The organism is Pradoshia sp. Z6_59 (assembly GCF_058267515.1).
In genome coordinates, this window is the sequence record NZ_JBZCPP010000025.1 from 15,271 (window position 1) to 33,849 (window position 18,579).

An 18,579-nucleotide genomic window follows, 5' to 3' on the forward strand; every position below is an offset into this window, starting at 1 on the left:
GGAAAATAAAGTAAAAAATTCAATAGATACGAAGATAAATGTGATATAAATATTTGCAGTATTTTAATTAGATAGGGGATTCAATGTATAAAAGATTTTGGGGAGTTTTAACATTTTTGAGCTTATATGTAGTTGTTCCTATACGTGTTTTCCACACCTAAACTCTTTCCTAATTTAAGCCAGCGAAACCAATTGAGGCAGTTATTCAAATATTAAGTTGGCAATAACTTAAATATGCTAATGGATTTTCAGTCTACTATAAAAAATATCGTTATTCCCTCTTTAAGCTTATTATATCAACCCCCTTTTCGTATCACCACTACGAAAACAGCCTTTAAAAAAGAAAAGTCATGAAGGATTATGTATGCTGGAACGAATCGTTGGTCACTTAGAAGAACATAAAAAAAACTAGAATGAACCCATATAATCTCGCTTACAGAGTTCATTTTAGTCTCATAGTAATTGTTATATTATAAATAGTTAACCTTGATTTCACTACTTTTTTGTAAATACATTCATATACTAATATGGATTATGAAAATTTTTAACGGAGGTTCAGGATGCTAACGATAAAATCCTTATATGGAGTCACAGCCATGAATTTATTTATCCTTTTGCCCTTATTAACAGAGTCCTTATTTCACGATTGGTCATTTTCATTTTCCCAGCTCGCTTATTTTGTCTGTCCCATTATTACCTTGATCATACTTATGAAGATTGTCCAATTAGATTTATTAAAATCCTATCATGGTGCCTTCAACTTTGTTATTCAACTGCTAATTGGATGCACATCAATTATTATCGCGTTCAATGAGTCTGGCTAAGTCACCTCTATTTACTCTTTTAGTTCTATCAACTAAAGAGTAATCTTCCAGCTATACGGTACTATTCGCAGCTGAATGACTCCTTTTTTGAATAGCATTTACACCCATAACAACAGCTATCATTTCACCTATTTCAATTTCATCGGAAGTTTTAGACAATTCATAGGCAGGACTTGATAGGATGGAGTTGACTTTTCTAAATCGGCCAACTTGCTTTCCTTTTTCACTGAGGATTTCATATCTTTTAGAAAAGGTTTCTGAATCGATGCGGAATATACCCCGATCATGAGCTGTGTATTCATATTTTTTAGCAAAAAAGCTAAATCTCGCACGTACAAAACCAAGTTCATCCCCTTCTTGATTTGTAACAATCCACCTGTTGCTGAAAAGCGGGAATTTGCCGCTTATCAAAATATTCCCCTTCAGATCTAATACATCAATCGTGGAAGTAAAAGCACTTTTTAAATCTAATTTACCAACAATGTGTTCATCCTTTGTATAAATATCTTTTTGACCAGATGAAAAAAAACTATCTGTAAAGTATAAATTCTTATAATCCATATTGCCACTCCCTGACATTCTTAATTCCCTCTTCATTAACATTTCTACATCTAAAACCGTATTCCTGCCTTAAAATATATATTGCCACTGAAGTTTGTCTACCTTTATAATGAATACAAAATTATCCATTTTGACGATATACCCTAAATGAATCGCATTCGTTGATGAAGCCCTTTATCCTGCTGTCCACCAATCATTTTTCAACTATTAAAAGAATAACTAATAAAGGAGTGGAGACATTGGATTGGAATTTATTTGGCGCCTTAGCAATTGCTCTCTTTCTTATTCGCTGGGATCAGAACAGCATTACACTTATTAATTTATTTAAAGAACTGTTGATGATCGGCTTGTTTGTATTCATTTTATCCTTTAGCCTTAAAGTTGAGAACCTAGCATTTTTCGTTTTCAACTATGTTCCTGAACAATTTGAAATATGGACTGGCGCTCTTCTCTTCATTTCCTTTATTGGTGCATTGACTCACAGAGGCTGGCGCACTTTCACCACAAACCATATCAATCGTCATCATTAAATATCCATTCCCTACATAAACGAAAGGACTGCCATACTGAGCTAGCTATTCAGTGTGGCAGTCCTTTTTATGGTTAAGCGGCCAATCTCATTATCACTGTTATATTGAAGCTTTTCAAATTCTTCTCAATCGCATCATAAGTCTATTTTGCACTGCCAACCCTCTACATATTTATAACATCATTTAAAGACAGTTTATTAACCAGCTCTGTTAAATAGTCAGGGGCTGTCAAATACAGCAAGCCATTTCCCTCTAATTTAGGTGAGTTCCCAAGCGGTATTGTTCTCTTAATTAATTGTGCGTATATTTCAGGCTCACTTAAGTTACGTTCAAAGCTGTTATTGGTCATAACCTTAATAAGAGCCATTGCTCCTGCCACATGAGGCGTAGCCATAGAAGTTCCACTTAAAGTCGCATATTTTCCGTTCAAATAAGTGGATAGAATTTTCTCACCAGGTGCTACCAAATCGATTTCTTTATTGGAATTAGAAAATCGGGATGACCGGTGTTCGAGATCAATCGCGCCAACACTGATGACTTCGTTGTAAACTGCCGGATAGCAAAGCTCTTCCGTCTCTTCTTTACCATCTCCATCATTGCCTGCGGCACAAATAACTGCAATATTATTCATAACTGCCTTCTTAATTGCTTCATGCAGCTCAGGTACATCTTCTGTTCCCCCTAGAGACATAGAAATAATATCTGCTTTTTGCTCGATCGCATAAAGAATCCCGTTAATAATCCAGTCATATTCACCGGAGCCATCCTTATCCAATACTTTCAGAATAAGCAGCTTGGCAGCTGGAGCTACCCCAACTACCCCACTTTTATCTTGCGTGGCTGCAATTGTTCCCGCCACATGTGTACCATGCCCGTTATAATCCTGGAATTTATCAGGGTCACTATCATCGTCTGCAGTAAAATTCCGGCCGCCAATAATTTGCTTAGCCAAATCAGGATGGCTCACATCACAACCAGTATCCAACACTGCAATGGTTACACCCTCACCCATCGTAACATTCCAGATTTCAGGGGCTTCAATCATTTCAATTCCCTTTGGCACCTCATTGACCGAATCAAGCTGTTGATCAATATGATATGGTATAACTTGCACTTCTCTCTTCATCTTATCTCCTCCACTTGAGATTAATTTGAAGCCGGTACCAGTTGTTACCCATATTTTAACAATATATACAAAATTATTATAGATACATTCGAACTGATTTTAAATCTGTTTTTTTACATAATTATTCAAAATTCATGGTTACTACTAATCAATCTTTATATTTTGACAAGTAACGTTATGATCTACCTTTAGTTTAAAACTAATGAACAATTTCTGATATTCAAATATGAAAGACAAATCCTATTTATATCACTATTATATAATCCGGTTATCTCACCTTTTCCCTAATTGCAAAAACCAATAAACAGTATAATGAATATTCAGAAAATAAAGTTTAAAGCTAGATAGATTATTTTATTGAATATTGAATTGCATACCATATACCTTTTTTAATAAATCCTTAATAAGCTACCAGCTTCCTGATCTAATAAGAAAGTTGTATTTTGGTGTAAAGATTTCTTTTGAGTATGTAAGTGTAAATTGTCCTTTAGTGTTTTCCTGATTATTTGTGCTTTATGCAAACCATTCGCCAACACAATAACTTCCCGGGCTCCCATTATATGCTTATATCCTACCAAGTAAGCTGCAGGCAGGTCCTGTGAATTAAACTGATTATAATAGGCCTTATCTCCTATACGGCGAACATGTGAATAACAAGAAAAAGAGCTACTGGCACTAATAAACCCAATCTTGCAATCTCCACCAATTCCTAATAGGACTAAATCTAATCCCCCATTTTTAATGATATCATTATCAATTCTCTTACATTCCTTATGAGGTATCTCAGATTTCCCGTTAAAAAAAACCAATTGTGAAGCTTTGACATTAACTTTAGAAAAAAATTCTTTATAAAGGAATTGATTGCAGCTGCCTTCATCATAAGTGCTTCTGCCCATCCATTCATACATAACTGCAAAGCGGCACTCTGAAAAATCAACCTTCCCCAATGAATATTGATTTGCTAATATCTCCAATATTCGCCTAAGACTATTTTCGGCTGGGAGACCTATAAAAAGGTTCGGTTTTTCACTGATTTCTTGTATGATTATTTCAGCCGCAGATGTAGACATCTCTTCATAATCTTTAAAAATTGTATAATTCATTTTCTCACAATACTCCTTCCAATGTTTAAACAATTAATTCATTATCTAAAAGATGTATATCTATTCGGTCATTCATTAACTAATTCAATTTGTGAAATTCAAGTGAAAGTATAGACGCGGAGTAAGTAAACATTATGTGAAAAACCGAGGAGGTAATATACTGTATTGAAGTTAGAAGTTATAAAGAATTGTTGGTTTATCAAACTATCTTTCCAATAATACAATGCTTCTATCCTCCTAGGCAAGAAAAATGTCTGAAATTTTTGTTAAATTAATCAGAAGAAAGTCTTACTAGGAATTAAAAAAAGAAAAAATGTCAATTTCAGCAGAATTAACATTACAAGTGGATTACTATTGATATATTTCTACCTTTTTACATATCTTTTGCATTAATCGTATTCTCTTTTTTCTCAGAAGAACTTAAACTATGCAAGACCATTCCAAATATGACAATAAATATTCCAATCATAGCCGAGGTGGAAGGAAATAAAATAGATAAGAATAACATTTCACCTGCTAAAGCAAACAAAATTTCCATGGATTGAGTTGCCTCTACCGCTGCCATCTTTTTCATATCACCATTAACGAGATCAGTTGCTTTAAAAAATAGAACGGTGGCAATGACTCCTGAAGAAATAGCAACTATTAATGTTTGAATGTTTTGCATAGGGCTTGGCGATCCAACTGTAGACAGCGCCAGAATGGAGATGATAATCCAAAGAGGTAAGCTAGCCAAGGTCATTCCAAGTACTCGTTGATATGCATCCAACCGACCTTTTGTAATTTCCATCATTTTACGGTTTCCTAATGGATAGGCAAATGCTGCAATCAGGATTGGAATAAAACCGAATAAGAAATCATTTATTGTTAACCGATTCATATTTTCCATCTGTATCAATAGAATCCCCAGTAAAATAATGCATGAGAAAAACAATTGCTTTTTAGGTATGATACCTTTTTTTGAATAAATCCCCTTTGCAGATTCAAAAAATAATGGAGTCAATAAAGTTCCTGCCACTATAGTAATTTGCCAGGTTCCCGCTATAAGCCATCCTGGAGAATACGCTGCCGCAAAACATAAAGGCAGATAGAACATACCAAAACCAATGAAACTCCAAAAAAACCATTCCTTTAAGTTTTCTCGCATAATGACAAACAATTGCCATAAATTCTTTCGGAAATAAACAATTGCCATTAAAAATGGAATCATATAAATATAGCGTAATGACGCACTCCAAAGCCAGCTACCTCCCGAAAGCTCCATTGACCTGTTTAGTATAAATGTCACCGCAAAGAAAAAAGATGCCAATATGCCTAACAATATAAATTGCACCCACATCAAATCCCTATATTGGAATTCTTTTCAAAATTACTATCTCTTCCTCTTAATTCATCTATTATAAAAGGTATATCAAAGGGAAAGATGTGTTTGTTAAATGTTTGTGGAGTTATTAACCACTTTATAATAAAAAGCAAATTATTCCTTTCCTAAAATGTTTATTTATTCAATGTGTAATATACAGAACGAAAAATAAGTTGGAATTTCACATTAATCAGTCAGCTTTTATCGAATACAGCCTGTATCTATTATCACCGGTATCCAAACTGTATACATAATGAATAATGATTACTTTAAGCCCTTTTCCCTCAACTAAAAAACTCCATATGCGTTTTCAATTCTTTATAATAAGAAAGCGATCTTCTAAATTCCCGGTATGAAACTCAAATTTATGTCCATCAGGATCAGTAAAATAAACAGATTGCTTATCTTTTAGATCTCTTCTTCTTCCCGGAAGAATATTTACGTTTAACTTTTTTAATTGATTTATACATTCATCGAAATCTGCTTTTTCTACGGAAAAAGCTATGTGGGTATATGAATGTTCTATGTCCCTCCGAGGTATGGTTGTTTCTTCATTCAACGCTAACCATAAACCATTTAAATTAAAATATGCGGTTGTTTTTCCTTTAACAAGTAATTTTGCTTCAAACACTTGTTCATAAAATAAAATGGAATTTTCCAGATTGGATACAGAAAATAACAAATGATTAATTCCTTTTATATTCATCCTTTATTCACCCTTTGTTTTTGCTTCATTATACTTGAAAACAGATCAAATTCCCCGGATAAAAGATACTTCCAAAATATTAAACTCATGTTTTCATACTCTCTTCTATACATATAATGGTAAAGTATTATAGAATGATTTATTAGGTGTTTAATTTAAACTAAAGGAGTCAGATGGATTGGTAAATACAGAAGATTTAAAAAATCAATCGCTATTTTCTATATCATGGCCATTATTTATAGAGCTTAGCTTACATATAGCAATGGGGTTACTGGCTACATTGATGCTTGGACATTATTCTGACCTAGCTGCCGCAGGTGTAGGTGTCGCCAACCAATTAATGAGTATTTTTATCTTAGTTTTTAATGTTTCTTCTATTGGTGCAATGATCTTAATTGGACAGAGGATCGGAGCACAGCGTCTTGATAAAGCAAGACAATTATCAAGATCTGCGTTTAGCATAAATGTATGGTTTGGTATTCTCATATCTCTTATTGTCGTTATTTTCGGGCCGAGTTTATTAGGTTTATTTGACATTAGCGGAGAGGTTTATGACTATGCCCTTCTATTCATAAGAATTGTAGGATTTTCTTTATTTCTGGAGTCAATTTCACTTGTCCTTAGCGCTATTCTCAGGAGCCACGGGAGAACAAAGGAACCTATGTATGTTTCACTCTTCATGAATATTATCAGTACAATAGGTTATGTCATTAGTATTTATGGAGTATTCAATCTTCCGATAACCGGTGTAACTGGTGTTTCATGGACAATGGTTATTGCTCGAATTTTTGCAGTGGTCGCTTTATTAATGATCGTCGCCAAAGAGCTTGCATTACGATTCCGATTAATTGATTTATTTCATATTAACATTGAAGACATGAAAAATCTGTTTCAAATAGGTATTCCCTCTGCCGGTGAAAATTTATCCTATCATTTTTCACAGCTGTTGGTAACTGCCTTCGTAGCCACCCTTGGTGATGCCTCGTTAGTTGCACGCGTTTATTTAACGAATATTACAATGCTCTGTTATTTATTCAGCGTTGCGATTGGCGAGGGAACACAGCTGTTGGTTGCAAGATATATAGGGGGCGGTCACTTTGATCAGGCTTTAAAAAGAGGATTGAAAACCGTTAAAATTGCTGTATTTGCCTCTACAGCTGTGTCACTGACACTTGCATTAATGGGAAATACATTGATTGAGTTATTTACCTCTGATGCGGCCATCTTAGCGATTGCTTTGCCTGTCCTCTGGGGAATTGCCTTTGTTGAACCTGGCAGAGCTGTCAACATTGTTTTAATGAGCTCATTGAAATCAGCGGGTGATGTTCGTTTCCCGGTCATAATTGGTATATTATCCATGTGGATATTCACTGTAGGCTTCGGCTATTTGTTTGGCATTACATTCGGGCTTGGTTTACTCGGAATTTGGATTGCTCAGGGAATCGACGAATGGTTCCGTGCAATCTTTGCAGTCAAACGCTGGCTCAGCCGTCCATGGGAGAAAAAATTTGCTCATCAAACAAAAAAACAAAATCCTATTCATATATCTTAACTGACAAAAAGCCTCTAAATCCATTGTTGTGGATTAGAGGCTTTTTCAATATTTGAGTCTTCTTATTGAATTCGATCCCAGTGGCGATGCTTAGCAACCGCTTCAATAAACTGCTCAACTGACTTATTAATTGATTCGTCAGCAGCCGAGGTAATAATACCGGCAGCTCCATTAGATGTCCGGATAAAAGGAGCAACCAAATCTGCAGCTTCTTTTGGGGCACCTATTGCTTTAAAGTGATTAAATGCATCCATTATAAACTCATTCACTTTGTTGATCGTTTTTAGAGCATCTACACTATGTTGGCCTGAAGCAAGATAGATAGCATCATATAAAACTGAATCTGCTGTCAAAAACGTCTGATCTACCTTTAACTCAGCTCCATTAGCACTGGTTATTTTTCCTTGGTTCTCAGAAACAATTTCCGCTGTTAAACCGGCTTCCTCAAAGGCTACCAACACCTGTTTTAAATCAATCCCATCAAATCCATTATGGACAAGTACAGCAACCTTTCTTGTCGCGGCACCCATGGTTGTATTCAGTTGACTGAGTGCAGGTGATGAATCAGTTACTTTTGATTCTTTAACTTCTGTATTTGATGGTACCTCAAGACCTAACCCAATCGCAATTTGTTCAGCCAAATAATGATCCACATTCGCGTACATATTAACAACTTGTTGTTGGATATCCTTACTTAGACATTTACCAAGCTCAAAGCGGAATGCATCGATGATATGTTGTTTTTCTACTGAAGACATACTGTTCCAAAATAACTTAGCTTGGCTGTAATGATCCTTAAAACTTTCACTTCTCTTACGAACTTTAGATCCATCTACCTTTTCCTGATAATGCTCGAAACCGCCTTCTTCAGGAGATGCCGGTGATGGAGAATTATGGGCTAACCCATTTTTATTGTAGCTAACCTGTCCTTTATCGATACGCATTTGATGATATCCGTCACGTTGGTGATTGTGCACGGGTGAAATCGGGCGGTTAATCGGAATTTGTTGAAAGTTAGGTCCCCCCAGTCTTAGCAGCTGTGTATCCGTATAAGAGAACAGACGCCCCTGTAATAATGGATCATTGGTAAAATCAATTCCCGGTACGATATGACCAATATGGAAAGCTGCCTGTTCCGTTTCCGCAAATACATTATCTACATTTTTATTAAGCGTCATTTTACCTATTTTTTGTACAGGTATCAGTTCTTCAGGCCAAACTTTAGTTGGATCCAATATATCGAAATCAAACTTAAATTCATCTTCTTCCTTAATTACCTGAATACCAAACTCATATTCTGGATAATTCCCCATTTCAATCGCTTCATATAAATCTCGGCGGTGAAAATCGGGATCTTTACCTGCGATTTTTTGCGCTTCATCCCAAACAAGAGAATGGACCCCAAGGACTGGTTTCCAATGGAATTTAACAAAATGGGCTTCTCCTTGTTCATTTACAAGTCTAAATGTATGAACACCAAACCCTTCCATCATCCGATAGCTTCGAGGTATACCCCTGTCAGAGTTTGTCCAAAGAACCATATGTGCAGATTCGGTATTATTTACAACAAAATCATAAAAAGTATCGTGGGCTGTTGCTGCTTGAGGCATCTCGTTGTGTGGCTCAGGCTTAAAGGAATGAACTAAATCTGGAAACTTAATTGCATCCTGAATGAAAAATACAGGAATATTATTTCCTACGAGATCAAAATTACCTTCATCCGTATAAAATTTGGTTGCAAATCCACGGGCATCCCTTACAGAATCAGCAGATCCCCTGGAGCCTGCCACAGTGGAAAATCGTACAAATACTGGTGTTTTTTTAGATGGATCCTGCAAAAAACTTGCTTTGGTCAGCTTCGTCATTGGTTCATACACCTGAAAATATCCATGTGCACCAAAACCACGAGCATGGACGATTCGCTCTGGAATTCTCTCATGGTCAAAATGGGTCATTTTTTCCCGAAAATGAAAATCCTCCATGAGAGTCGGTCCACGGTCACCCGCTTTTAAAGAATGTTCATCCTCAGAAACTCGTACACCATGATTGGTTGTTAATTTTTTTTCGCTATTATCTACTCTGAAATCATCCAATTGCTTGTCTTTTTCGTTTTGAATATGGTTATCAGCCATTATCTCTACCCCATCTCTTTGTTCTAATGGTTTCAAATATATGTATACCTATGTAAAAATACACATTTTCCATTCTTTCTCAAAAAGTACCACTGATTCATTATTTTTAAACCTTAATAAATTATTTAGAGACAATTATTAAAGCAGTTTTATTTGTGTGGAAATTAAAAGTCATATTGCTGGCATAAATCTAAACTGAGACAGCCGAAGCCATAGAACATTCTGGTTGTTGAATGGGATGGTTATGGAATAATAGCTTATAATTCGCCAACATACGAATTAATTAACCAAAACAAATAAGAGGAATGCATGCTTCTTCCTCATGCATTCCTCTTATTTTCACTATATATTATCCTATTCTCGTAACCGATAAAGCCGGAAATTCATACGTATCACTTGCACTTACTACACTGGCACTTCGTATTCGCAATGTGATAACATCATTTGCCGATAAAGTTCTTTGTATCGTTTTTGATATATTAAATCGCATTGTCAGACCTATAGTTAGTGTCCCAGACATCCCGCTGGTCCCTATACTTAGGTTTTCCTCAGACCCATTAATAAAGACCGAAATAGATGCTAGCTCGTTAGAAATTAATGCGCCCAATTCTAAATTGACACTAATGCTATAAGTAATTATATATACTCCGGCAACCGTTACTGTGATAGTATCATTAGCCGTGTTGAGAATAGTTAATAAACTGGGACCGCTTTGGTTAAAATCCACTATTGCCCCTGGTGTGAGGGTAATTGTCCCGTTGGGTCGATATAAAGATCCATAGCCTAATGCTGTCCCAGCGGTACCAGTAGCTCCGGTCCCACCCGTCGGTCCGGTTGGTCCAATCTCTCCTTGAATCCCTGTTGCTCCGGTTGGTCCCGTTGGTCCCTCTATTTTCATCGGTCCAATCGGACCATTGTAAAATGGCGATGATACCGCCTGAATAAAGGATTGCATATTTATTAATTCTCTTTGAAACCCTATCGGTAAGATATATTGGTTTCCTCGTTTGCTCTCATCGAACGAGTCATTAGTCATCTTTACCAACCCTTTCAAAAAAAGAGTTTTAATGTAAATTATACATAATTTTCCATTTACATTCCAATTAAAAAAGCTTGCCATTCTTACTGATGGCAAGCCTTAGAATTATTTTTTGATCAGTTCACTAAGCATTAAAGGCAATGATTGTATGGAATTATTCAGCATCTCCAGCTTTCCTTCAATACGGTATAAAAGATAAACGGTCACCACAACAGGAAAACCCACATCTTTAATTAACGGAATTAAATCGTTCATGGAATGCCACCTCCTCGCTCAATCCTTAAAAATGGCTAATCCAGCTTATTTGGATTAGCCATCTGTTCATCAATTATACAAATGAATATTCAGTTTTTGCTGTTTCAACTAACTGTGCTTCTTCTTTACTAGCGTAAAAGCCTGTTTTTGTTAAGAATACTTTTGATTCAATAATGGTATCCATTGCCTGTCTAACTGCTTCTTGATCAACTGGCATTTTCGGATTATCAATTGATAGTTTCGCAGTTTTACCTTCTTCTGTCAGAAAATATAGTTCAAGAACATTTTCCATCTGTAGTCCCTCCTTTCTATCCAATATTCCCTTCTACCGATACTAGATTTGCCAAGTATCCAAGCGCCTTACTCCTGCTACATCATGGACTTGAAGTGAGATAATAGCATTCGCACATTTTTTTAATGCTTCACCATCCGCCCCATTATTAATATTGGATAGTGTTCTTTTTTGGGTGATTGGTTCACCTTGTGCATCGACCCCAACAACAAATTCAATTTGCAGCTTTGTTAACTCTAAAAATTGATTTTCCATGTTCTCACCTCCTTTTCATCTCTTATATATAAATAAAGAAGCTAAAAAGGAGCATCTATAAAAATATTATTTCTCATTTCTTCAATAGATAGTCTTTTTGTCTAATGTAGTGTAAGACCGAAGGCAAGATAGCATACATAAAGTGATGCTTTTCTAGGTAGGGGTATTTAAAATCAGTTGTAAAAATTGGCGCTTAACTCCCACTAACCGTTATCACTTCTCATCCGTTTTAGGTGAGAATCTTTGGCTCCAATTTGAACAAAAAAGAGCAAAGGAAAATAATCCATTGCTCTTCTTCTAAAAAGGGATACGATATAGTGAACTTAAGTCGTAAATTGACTTTCATAAAGTCTGTAATAATACCCTTTATTTTGAATAAGCTCTTCGTGGGTTCCATGTTCCACAATCACCCCTTCATCGATCACATATATACAATCAGCATTCTCGATTGTCTTTAAGCGGTGAGCAATTACAAAGGTTGTACGCCCCTTAGTCAAGTTCTTCATTCCATTTTGAATGGCTATTTCTGTGCGTGTATCAATACTTGAAGTGGCTTCATCTAATATTAAAATATCTGAATCTGCTAAAACAGCTCGGGCAATCGAGATTAATTGCCTCTGACCCTGGCTTAAGTTGATGCCACCCGATGTGATGACTGTATTATATTGATTTGGCAAATGTTTAATAAACTGGTGTGCAGCGGCAATCTTGGCAGCTCGAACGACCTCCTCATCAGAGGCATCCAGTTTGCCATAACGGATATTCTCCATTATTGTTCCAGAAAATAAATACGTTTCCTGAAGAACAGTCCCTATCCTTTTTCTTAAATCTTCAACTAAATAATCCTCTATCAATCTGTCATCTATCCATATTTCACCGCTCAATCGATCATAGAATCTTGATAGCAGATTAATAATTGTCGTTTTTCCTGATCCAGTTTTACCTACCAATGCTATGGTTTGTCCGCTTTTAGCTTCTAAAGAAATACCTTTTATTATTTCCTTCTCTTTCTCATAGCCAAATCGAACACCTTTAAATCGGACATTCCCTTTTATAGAAGTTGCTGGTATTGCCCCCTTTTTATTCGTTAGATCAGGTACTTCATCCATAATTTCAAATACACGCTCTGCTCCTGCTATAGCGGATTGAATCGTATTCATCAAATTGGACAACTGATTGATCGGTCTGAAAAATAACCTTGAATACGTAACAAAAGCAGCGATTACGCCTATTGTTGTCAGCTCATGCACTGACATAATGGCCCCGGTACCTATAATTAAGCTCAGGCCGAGATTATTAATAAAGTTATTAACAGGGCCGAGAAACCCACCATATGTATCAGCCTGTATAGCTGATTCACGCAGATCTTCATTTATTTTTTTAAATTCCTTGATGGTCACCTGCTCTCGGCCAAAAAGGGTGATGACCTCTTTGCCGCTTATCACTTCTTCTACATACCCATTCAGATTACCTAAATCCTGCTGCCTCTTAGCATAATTTCGGCTGCTCACTTGGATAATCTTTTTAGATGTAAAAATCATAAGGGGTATCACCAGAAATGAGACAATTGCCAACACCCAATTTAATGCAAACATGGCGATTGAGACACCAATGATTGTCAGTAAGGAAGAAAAAATCTGAACTACACTTTGGCTTAATGCATTATTTAAATTATCAATATCGTTGGTTACCCGGCTCATTAAATCACCGGATGAGCGTTTATCAAAAAATCGGAGGCTTAATGTATGCAGAGTTGAAAATAATTCTTCTCTAATTGTCCGAATCGTTTTTAATGAAATATGTATCATCAAGTTTTGCTGGAGCCAGGTAAGAATCGCACCTGCTATATAGATAACGGCTAATAAGAACGTCATTCGAATAGAACCATCTACATCTTTAACAAGTACATATTCATCAATTGTGATTCCAATATAATAAGGACCAAGTAAACTGAATACAGTCGAAAATAGCACGCATATGATGGACGCTAGCAGAGTTAATTTTCGCCTTTTAAGATACGACCATATTCTTAGAACCGTTTCCTTTTGATGTTTTGCCTTGCTTTTAGGCCCAAATGAATGTCTGTGACCCGGTCTCATATTCACTTGTTTTTGCGCTTGTGTTTGCTGGCTCATTAATGGCTCACCCCCTGCCCACTCTGTATAGAGCATAATTCACGATAGAGTTCATTTTTTTGGTAAAGGTCATTATGACTGCCAATTCCAGTTACTTTACCATCCTCAAGAACCAAAATTTGATCCGCATGTTTTAATGATGAAAGCTTTGATGAAATAATAATTTTAGTTGAATCCGGATATTTATTCATCAATACTTTTCGGATACGGCTTTCCGATATCGCATCCACCGCTGAGGTAGAATCATCCAATATAATAATGGATGGCTTCCGGATAAAAGCCCGAGCAATGGATATTCTTTGTCTTTGGCCACCTGACAGGTTAGTTGCCCCCTGAGTGAGTTCATAAGCATAATCCGGGTCTAACTGTTCTACAAATTGTAGGGCTTCAGCATTTTGAAGAGCTTCTGTCATGTCGTCCTTTGTTGCATTTTCATTACCCTGAGTTAAATTCTGACTAATTGAACCAGAGAACAACAATGCTTTCTGCGGTACAAATCCGATGGACTGTCGTAATTCCTGTATATCCATCTCTTTGATATCTATTCCGTTTAATAGGATTTGTCCTTCATCCACGTCATAAAGTCTCGGCAATAATTTGACCAGTGTTGTCTTTCCGCTACCTGTTGCTCCAATGATTCCAAGTGTTTGTCTACTCGGTACACTAAAAGAAACATTAGAAAGAACTCTCTCCCCATTTTTGCTGTAACTAAAGCTCACATTTTTGAATTCCAAAGTACCTTTATCCGGTACAGGAACAAGAGGTTGTTCAGATTGTTTAATGTCTTGCTCTGTATTCAATACATCAACAATTCGCCCAGCAGATGGAAAGGCTCTAGTGATTTGCATGAGAACATTACTGCTTGTCATAAGGGAGTTCAAAATGATAGTTAAATAGTTAATAAATGCGACAATAACTCCCACATTCAAGCTTCCGTTATCAACCTTAATCGCACCCATCCAAATAGCCGCAACTATTCCCATGTTAACGATAAACAATAGTATAGGCATTAAACCCATAATGACTTGGTCCGCACGGATATTGACCGCTGTTAATTTCTTATTAACAATCTGAAATTGTTTCATTTCATGGTTCTGTGTGCCGAACGCTTTAATTACCCGGATTCCGGCAAGGTTTTCCTGTAATTTCGTATTGACACGATCAATTGACTTCTGTACCAATTGAAAAAGATGACCAGCCTTCCATGTAAATAAAACGATTAATATTGTTAACAAAGGTACAACTGCCAGAAGAATTGGAAAAAGTTCTCTGGCAGTGAAAAATACAATAATAATACTGCCAATGAACATAATGGGGCCACGGACAAATATACGTAAGGTCATCATGACAGCCTGCTGTACGGCTGTTATATCATTCGTCATAATGGTAATCAGTTTTCCAGCACCGAATTTATCCGCATTTTCTCCAGAAAAGTAACCAATTTTTTCGAAAACATCTCTGCGGAGGTCAGTTGAAAAATGAATCGCTGAGCGCGTACTGAATATCGTACTGCCCATCCCACCAAACAGCCCTACAATTGCAGAGAACAGCATAAGTACACTCATTGTTACTACATAACGACTATCACTCGAAGCAATCCCTTTATCAATAATATTTTGCATGATTGTCGGCTGAATCAAGTCCATAGTTACTTCCACAATCATACATAAGGGTCCAAGCAATACAATTAACTTGTATGACTTTAAATATTTGATCAATGCTAAAAATGAATTCATAAAAATACCCACCTTCGCTTATGCTGTCAAACAATCGGTTTCATTTATTTAAGCTAATAGATAGAAATAGTTACAGGATTTTTTCCAGACCTATTCATTTTCAGGCTTTTATATCTCACCATTACACGCTCTACTCAACCTAAAGTTTAAATTTTTCTTTCAGATTGTTGAATAGGATTTTCTTTTGGCTAGCTATTTCTTTTAAAATTAACCATAAATAAACACCCCAAAAGTCAGATCGAAATCCAACATTTGGGGTGTGAAAAAACTCAGAGAACCATAAAACGTTTGAATCAATCCACATGTACTCTTAAACATATGAGTTCTCTTAGTTGTGGAATACCTGAATGCCTTTTCACTTTCCCTGTCATAGAAACCAAAAAGGAATAAAGGCGCAGTAGACTCAATAGGTCATTATTTCTTTTTCATTCCTTTATTAATTTTCTTTTTTCTGACCCGGATCGTTCTCATTTTTTTAAGGCGGAACTTAGGTGTCTTACCTTTAATGTATCGGGCAACGATAAAGATAATATAAATAGCAATGGCAACATAGAAAAATTCAGGAACACTTTTAAATCCTGACTTTGCAATAAGATAAAACATATATAATAGGAATAAAGTTATAATGACCGTATAATAATTTAATTTTACCTTTTTGAAGCTTGGGATTTTAATGGTACTGACCATCAAGATTGCCAAACTAAAGAATATAATGACAAATATGCTGACATGGATCCAGTTTTCAAATAGTACTAAAAAGGCAACAAGTCCCCCTGCAAATGTAATTGGGATTCCTTTAAAATGCTTTAATGATTCCTCAGTAGGTGTAATATTAAATCTTGCTAGTCGATAACATCCAAAAAGCGGGAACAAACCGGCAATCAAAAGACCATATTGTTCAAAATCGTATAAATATGTATAAGATGCCAAAAAGGCAGGTGCGACCCCAAATGATACAATATCAGCCAACGAATCAAGCTGTTTTCCCATATCATCGGCTACCCTTAAAATTCTTGCCATTCTCCCATCCAGCGCATCAAGCATCAATGCAATAAAAATGAGAATAGTCGCATTTCGCACATCCCCGCTGATAATATAAGAAATGGATAGATAACCACAGTAAAGGTTTCCTAAGGTCAATAGATTTGGTATATGTTTCTTCATTCTTCACATCCTCAATTTTGTTCGTACTTCATTTGAAGTTAATTGTTATTATAAGGGCTATTATATCTTAAACTATTAATTAAATTTTATCAAAAGTATCCATATAATGTAATCAAAATAATCTCATTTTAACAATAAGTTCATTTATCAATGGAATAACATCACTATGTATATGGAATAAAATCTTATTCTTTATCGATTCGTTTTATAATGCGGGCTGGATTACCGCCAACAACTACATTATCAGGAATACCTTTCGTTACAATAGCTCCTGAGGCTACTACTACATTGTTTCCAATTGTCACCCCTGGATTAATAACCGCTCGGCCGCCAATCCAGACATTGTCACCGATTGTGACCGGCTTTCCATATTCTTTTCCTGAATTTCGTTCATCTGGGTTGAGCGGGTGTGTGGCAGTATAAATATGAACACCAGGTGCAAGCATACAATTTTGACCAATTCGAACTTCGCATGTATCTAAGATAACACAATCAAAATTAGCATAAAAGTTTTCACCAACATGAATATTGTACCCATAATCGCACCGAAAAGTCGGTTCAATATAGTAATTTTTTGCGGTTGAACCAAGTAACTTTTTTAATAAAGCGGTCCGTTCTGCATAATCAGTTTCCATCGTCTGATTATATAGTCTCGTAAGCTTCCTGGCACGGAGACGGTCATTGACAAGTTCATCATCTAGTGGCCTATATAATTCTCCATTAATCATTTTCTGTTTCTCAGTTGCCATCGTTCAACCGCCCCCTATGAAAACTTCCTTTTAAATCTTCCTCAATTTCACCGAAGAAATAGAATGATCTGAGTCCTTCTTAAGAATAATGTTCGCTCTCGTTTTAGTTGGAGCAATATTTAAATCCAAGTTGATTTTATTAATGGTATTCCAAATATTTGTTGCAATTTCGTCTGCTTCTTCATCCGTCAAATCGGCATAACGATGGAAATAAGACTCCGGATTGGCGAAAGCGGTTTTACGAAGCGTTTTAAAACGTTCAACATACCAATTATAAATATTATTTTCAGTGGCATCGACATAGATGGAGATGTCGAAGAAGTCTGATACGTAAACACTTGGAAAATGATCATCCTGTTTAGGAGTTTGCAGAACATTAATTCCTTCCACGATGACGATATCCGGTTGTTGGATGACGGTATATTGGTTAGGCATTATATCATAATATAGATGCGAATATATAGGTGCCTTCACTTTTGGATGGCCAGCTTTAATTCTAGATAAAACCTTGATTAATTCCTTCGTATTATAACTCTCAGGAAAGCCCTTTTTGTCCATTATTCCTCGTTCCTCCAGCACAGCATTAGGATAGAGGAATCCATCGGTTGTAATAATTTCTACCTGTGGAGTATTTGGCCATCGGGATAAAAGAGCCTGAATAATACGGGCTGTTGTACTTTTCCCTACAGCTACACTTCCTGCTACACCGATTACATATGGCACTTTTCTTGTGGTATTCCCAAAGAAAGTGTCCGTGACCGTGTGCAGCATTTGTGATGAGTTCACATATAAATTTAATAAACGGGTTAACGGCAAATAAATCGTCGTAATTTCCTCAACAGAAAGTTTTTCATTAACACCCTGTAGTTCTTCTATTTCCGTTTGAGTCAATGTCATTGGCGTATTAAATCGCAAGTTAGCCCAGTCTTTTTTTGAAAAATATCTGTATGGCGAAAAATTTGGCATGGTATCTCCCTTTTATCTCTTTCTCAATCAACAGTATAAACTTTGCCAAACGGTTTTTCCACTGCAACAATTATTTTTCCTAAATTTCAAC

The 18,579-nt window shown here is 36.1% G+C and carries 17 protein-coding genes and 1 pseudogene; 3 read left to right on the top strand and 15 right to left on the bottom strand.

Annotation, left to right across the window (positions count from 1 at the left end):
• The first annotated feature begins 560 nt into the window (after nt 1–560).
• Nucleotides 561–824, top strand: a complete 264-nt coding sequence (locus AC4D4B_RS17850; protein WP_490997270.1) for a hypothetical protein — start codon at nt 561–563, stop codon at nt 822–824.
• A gap of 51 nt (nt 825–875) precedes the next feature.
• Here AC4D4B_RS17850 and AC4D4B_RS17855 read toward each other — a convergent pair whose 3' ends face one another.
• Nucleotides 876–1,385, bottom strand: coding sequence for an LURP-one-related family protein (locus tag AC4D4B_RS17855; protein WP_490997271.1), 510 nt, complete (start codon nt 1,383–1,385; stop codon nt 876–878).
• Between the two features lie 239 nt (nt 1,386–1,624).
• Between AC4D4B_RS17855 and AC4D4B_RS17860 the strand changes: the two genes are divergently transcribed.
• Nucleotides 1,625–1,915, top strand: coding sequence for a hypothetical protein (locus tag AC4D4B_RS17860; RefSeq protein ID WP_491000671.1), 291 nt, complete (start codon nt 1,625–1,627; stop codon nt 1,913–1,915).
• Between the two features lie 163 nt (nt 1,916–2,078).
• On the opposite strand, the gene AC4D4B_RS17865 is transcribed toward AC4D4B_RS17860, so the two are convergent.
• The 4 genes and pseudogenes from AC4D4B_RS17865 to fosB form a co-directional block, all read right to left on the bottom strand.
• Entirely contained in the window at nt 2,079–3,041 is a 963-nt protein-coding gene (locus AC4D4B_RS17865; RefSeq protein ID WP_490997273.1) for a S8 family peptidase, read from the bottom strand.
• A gap of 389 nt (nt 3,042–3,430) precedes the next feature.
• Entirely contained in the window at nt 3,431–4,144 is a 714-nt protein-coding gene (locus AC4D4B_RS17870; protein ID WP_490997274.1) for a 6-phosphogluconolactonase, read from the bottom strand.
• 373 nt (nt 4,145–4,517) lie between these two features.
• Complete coding sequence (locus AC4D4B_RS17875) at nt 4,518–5,477, bottom strand: DMT family transporter (protein ID WP_491000690.1); 960 nt, start codon at nt 5,475–5,477, stop codon at nt 4,518–4,520.
• Between the two features lie 314 nt (nt 5,478–5,791).
• Nucleotides 5,792–6,213, bottom strand: a pseudogene (gene fosB / locus AC4D4B_RS17880) (metallothiol transferase FosB).
• A 178-nt stretch (nt 6,214–6,391) separates the two neighbouring features.
• Here fosB and AC4D4B_RS17885 point away from each other — a divergent pair.
• Complete coding sequence (locus AC4D4B_RS17885) at nt 6,392–7,765, top strand: MATE family efflux transporter (RefSeq protein ID WP_491000672.1); 1,374 nt, start codon at nt 6,392–6,394, stop codon at nt 7,763–7,765.
• Between the two features lie 62 nt (nt 7,766–7,827).
• Here AC4D4B_RS17885 and AC4D4B_RS17890 read toward each other — a convergent pair whose 3' ends face one another.
• The 10 genes from AC4D4B_RS17890 to coaA form a co-directional block, all read right to left on the bottom strand.
• Nucleotides 7,828–9,897, bottom strand: coding sequence for a catalase (locus AC4D4B_RS17890; protein ID WP_491000691.1), 2,070 nt, complete (start codon nt 9,895–9,897; stop codon nt 7,828–7,830).
• Nucleotides 9,898–10,246: 349 nt separating this feature from the next.
• Nucleotides 10,247–10,933: a hypothetical protein gene (locus AC4D4B_RS17895; RefSeq protein ID WP_491000673.1), complete on the bottom strand. Its 687-nt coding sequence runs from the start codon at nt 10,931–10,933 to the stop codon at nt 10,247–10,249.
• Between the two features lie 108 nt (nt 10,934–11,041).
• On the bottom strand, nt 11,042–11,191 hold the full coding sequence (locus tag AC4D4B_RS17900) for a YvrJ family protein (RefSeq protein WP_491000674.1): 150 nt from the start codon (nt 11,189–11,191) through the stop codon (nt 11,042–11,044).
• A gap of 73 nt (nt 11,192–11,264) precedes the next feature.
• Complete coding sequence (locus AC4D4B_RS17905; protein WP_490995690.1) at nt 11,265–11,483, bottom strand: DUF2922 domain-containing protein; 219 nt, start codon at nt 11,481–11,483, stop codon at nt 11,265–11,267.
• 42 nt (nt 11,484–11,525) lie between these two features.
• On the bottom strand, nt 11,526–11,738 hold the full coding sequence (locus AC4D4B_RS17910) for a DUF1659 domain-containing protein (RefSeq protein ID WP_490995691.1): 213 nt from the start codon (nt 11,736–11,738) through the stop codon (nt 11,526–11,528).
• 323 nt (nt 11,739–12,061) lie between these two features.
• The gene (locus tag AC4D4B_RS17915; RefSeq protein ID WP_491000692.1) at nt 12,062–13,837 is read right to left on the bottom strand and encodes an ABC transporter ATP-binding protein; all 1,776 of its coding nucleotides are present in this window, start codon (nt 13,835–13,837) and stop codon (nt 12,062–12,064) included.
• 35 nt (nt 13,838–13,872) lie between these two features.
• The gene (locus AC4D4B_RS17920) at nt 13,873–15,609 is read right to left on the bottom strand and encodes an ABC transporter ATP-binding protein (RefSeq protein WP_490995692.1); all 1,737 of its coding nucleotides are present in this window, start codon (nt 15,607–15,609) and stop codon (nt 13,873–13,875) included.
• A 414-nt stretch (nt 15,610–16,023) separates the two neighbouring features.
• Nucleotides 16,024–16,773, bottom strand: a complete 750-nt coding sequence (gene pssA / locus AC4D4B_RS17925) for a CDP-diacylglycerol--serine O-phosphatidyltransferase (protein ID WP_490995693.1) — start codon at nt 16,771–16,773, stop codon at nt 16,024–16,026.
• A 185-nt stretch (nt 16,774–16,958) separates the two neighbouring features.
• A complete protein-coding gene (gene maa, locus AC4D4B_RS17930) occupies nt 16,959–17,522 on the bottom strand; it encodes a maltose O-acetyltransferase (protein ID WP_491000675.1) in 564 nt (187 codons plus the stop codon).
• Nucleotides 17,523–17,552: 30 nt separating this feature from the next.
• A complete protein-coding gene (coaA, locus tag AC4D4B_RS17935) occupies nt 17,553–18,488 on the bottom strand; it encodes a type I pantothenate kinase (RefSeq protein WP_490995695.1) in 936 nt (311 codons plus the stop codon).
• Nucleotides 18,489–18,579 lie beyond the last annotated feature (91 nt).

What these genes read in the sequence shown, in the direction of transcription:
- AC4D4B_RS17850 (WP_490997270.1), top strand. Translation starts at nt 561, where the DNA reads ATGCTAACGATAAAATCCTTATATGGAGTCACAGCCATGAATTTATTT.
- AC4D4B_RS17855 (WP_490997271.1), bottom strand. Translation starts at nt 1,385, where the DNA reads ATGGATTATAAGAATTTATACTTTACAGATAGTTTTTTTTCATCTGGT.
- AC4D4B_RS17865 (WP_490997273.1), bottom strand. Translation starts at nt 3,041, where the DNA reads ATGAAGAGAGAAGTGCAAGTTATACCATATCATATTGATCAACAGCTT.
- AC4D4B_RS17870 (WP_490997274.1), bottom strand. Translation starts at nt 4,144, where the DNA reads ATGAATTATACAATTTTTAAAGATTATGAAGAGATGTCTACATCTGCG.
- AC4D4B_RS17890 (WP_491000691.1), bottom strand. Translation starts at nt 9,897, where the DNA reads ATGGCTGATAACCATATTCAAAACGAAAAAGACAAGCAATTGGATGAT.
- AC4D4B_RS17895 (WP_491000673.1), bottom strand. Translation starts at nt 10,933, where the DNA reads ATGACTAATGACTCGTTCGATGAGAGCAAACGAGGAAACCAATATATC.
- AC4D4B_RS17900 (WP_491000674.1), bottom strand. Translation starts at nt 11,191, where the DNA reads ATGAACGATTTAATTCCGTTAATTAAAGATGTGGGTTTTCCTGTTGTG.
- AC4D4B_RS17905 (WP_490995690.1), bottom strand. Translation starts at nt 11,483, where the DNA reads ATGGAAAATGTTCTTGAACTATATTTTCTGACAGAAGAAGGTAAAACT.
- AC4D4B_RS17910 (WP_490995691.1), bottom strand. Translation starts at nt 11,738, where the DNA reads ATGGAAAATCAATTTTTAGAGTTAACAAAGCTGCAAATTGAATTTGTT.
- AC4D4B_RS17915 (WP_491000692.1), bottom strand. Translation starts at nt 13,837, where the DNA reads ATGAGACCGGGTCACAGACATTCATTTGGGCCTAAAAGCAAGGCAAAA.
- AC4D4B_RS17920 (WP_490995692.1), bottom strand. Translation starts at nt 15,609, where the DNA reads ATGAATTCATTTTTAGCATTGATCAAATATTTAAAGTCATACAAGTTA.
- pssA (WP_490995693.1), bottom strand. Translation starts at nt 16,773, where the DNA reads ATGAAGAAACATATACCAAATCTATTGACCTTAGGAAACCTTTACTGT.
- maa (WP_491000675.1), bottom strand. Translation starts at nt 17,522, where the DNA reads ATGGCAACTGAGAAACAGAAAATGATTAATGGAGAATTATATAGGCCA.
- coaA (WP_490995695.1), bottom strand. Translation starts at nt 18,488, where the DNA reads ATGCCAAATTTTTCGCCATACAGATATTTTTCAAAAAAAGACTGGGCT.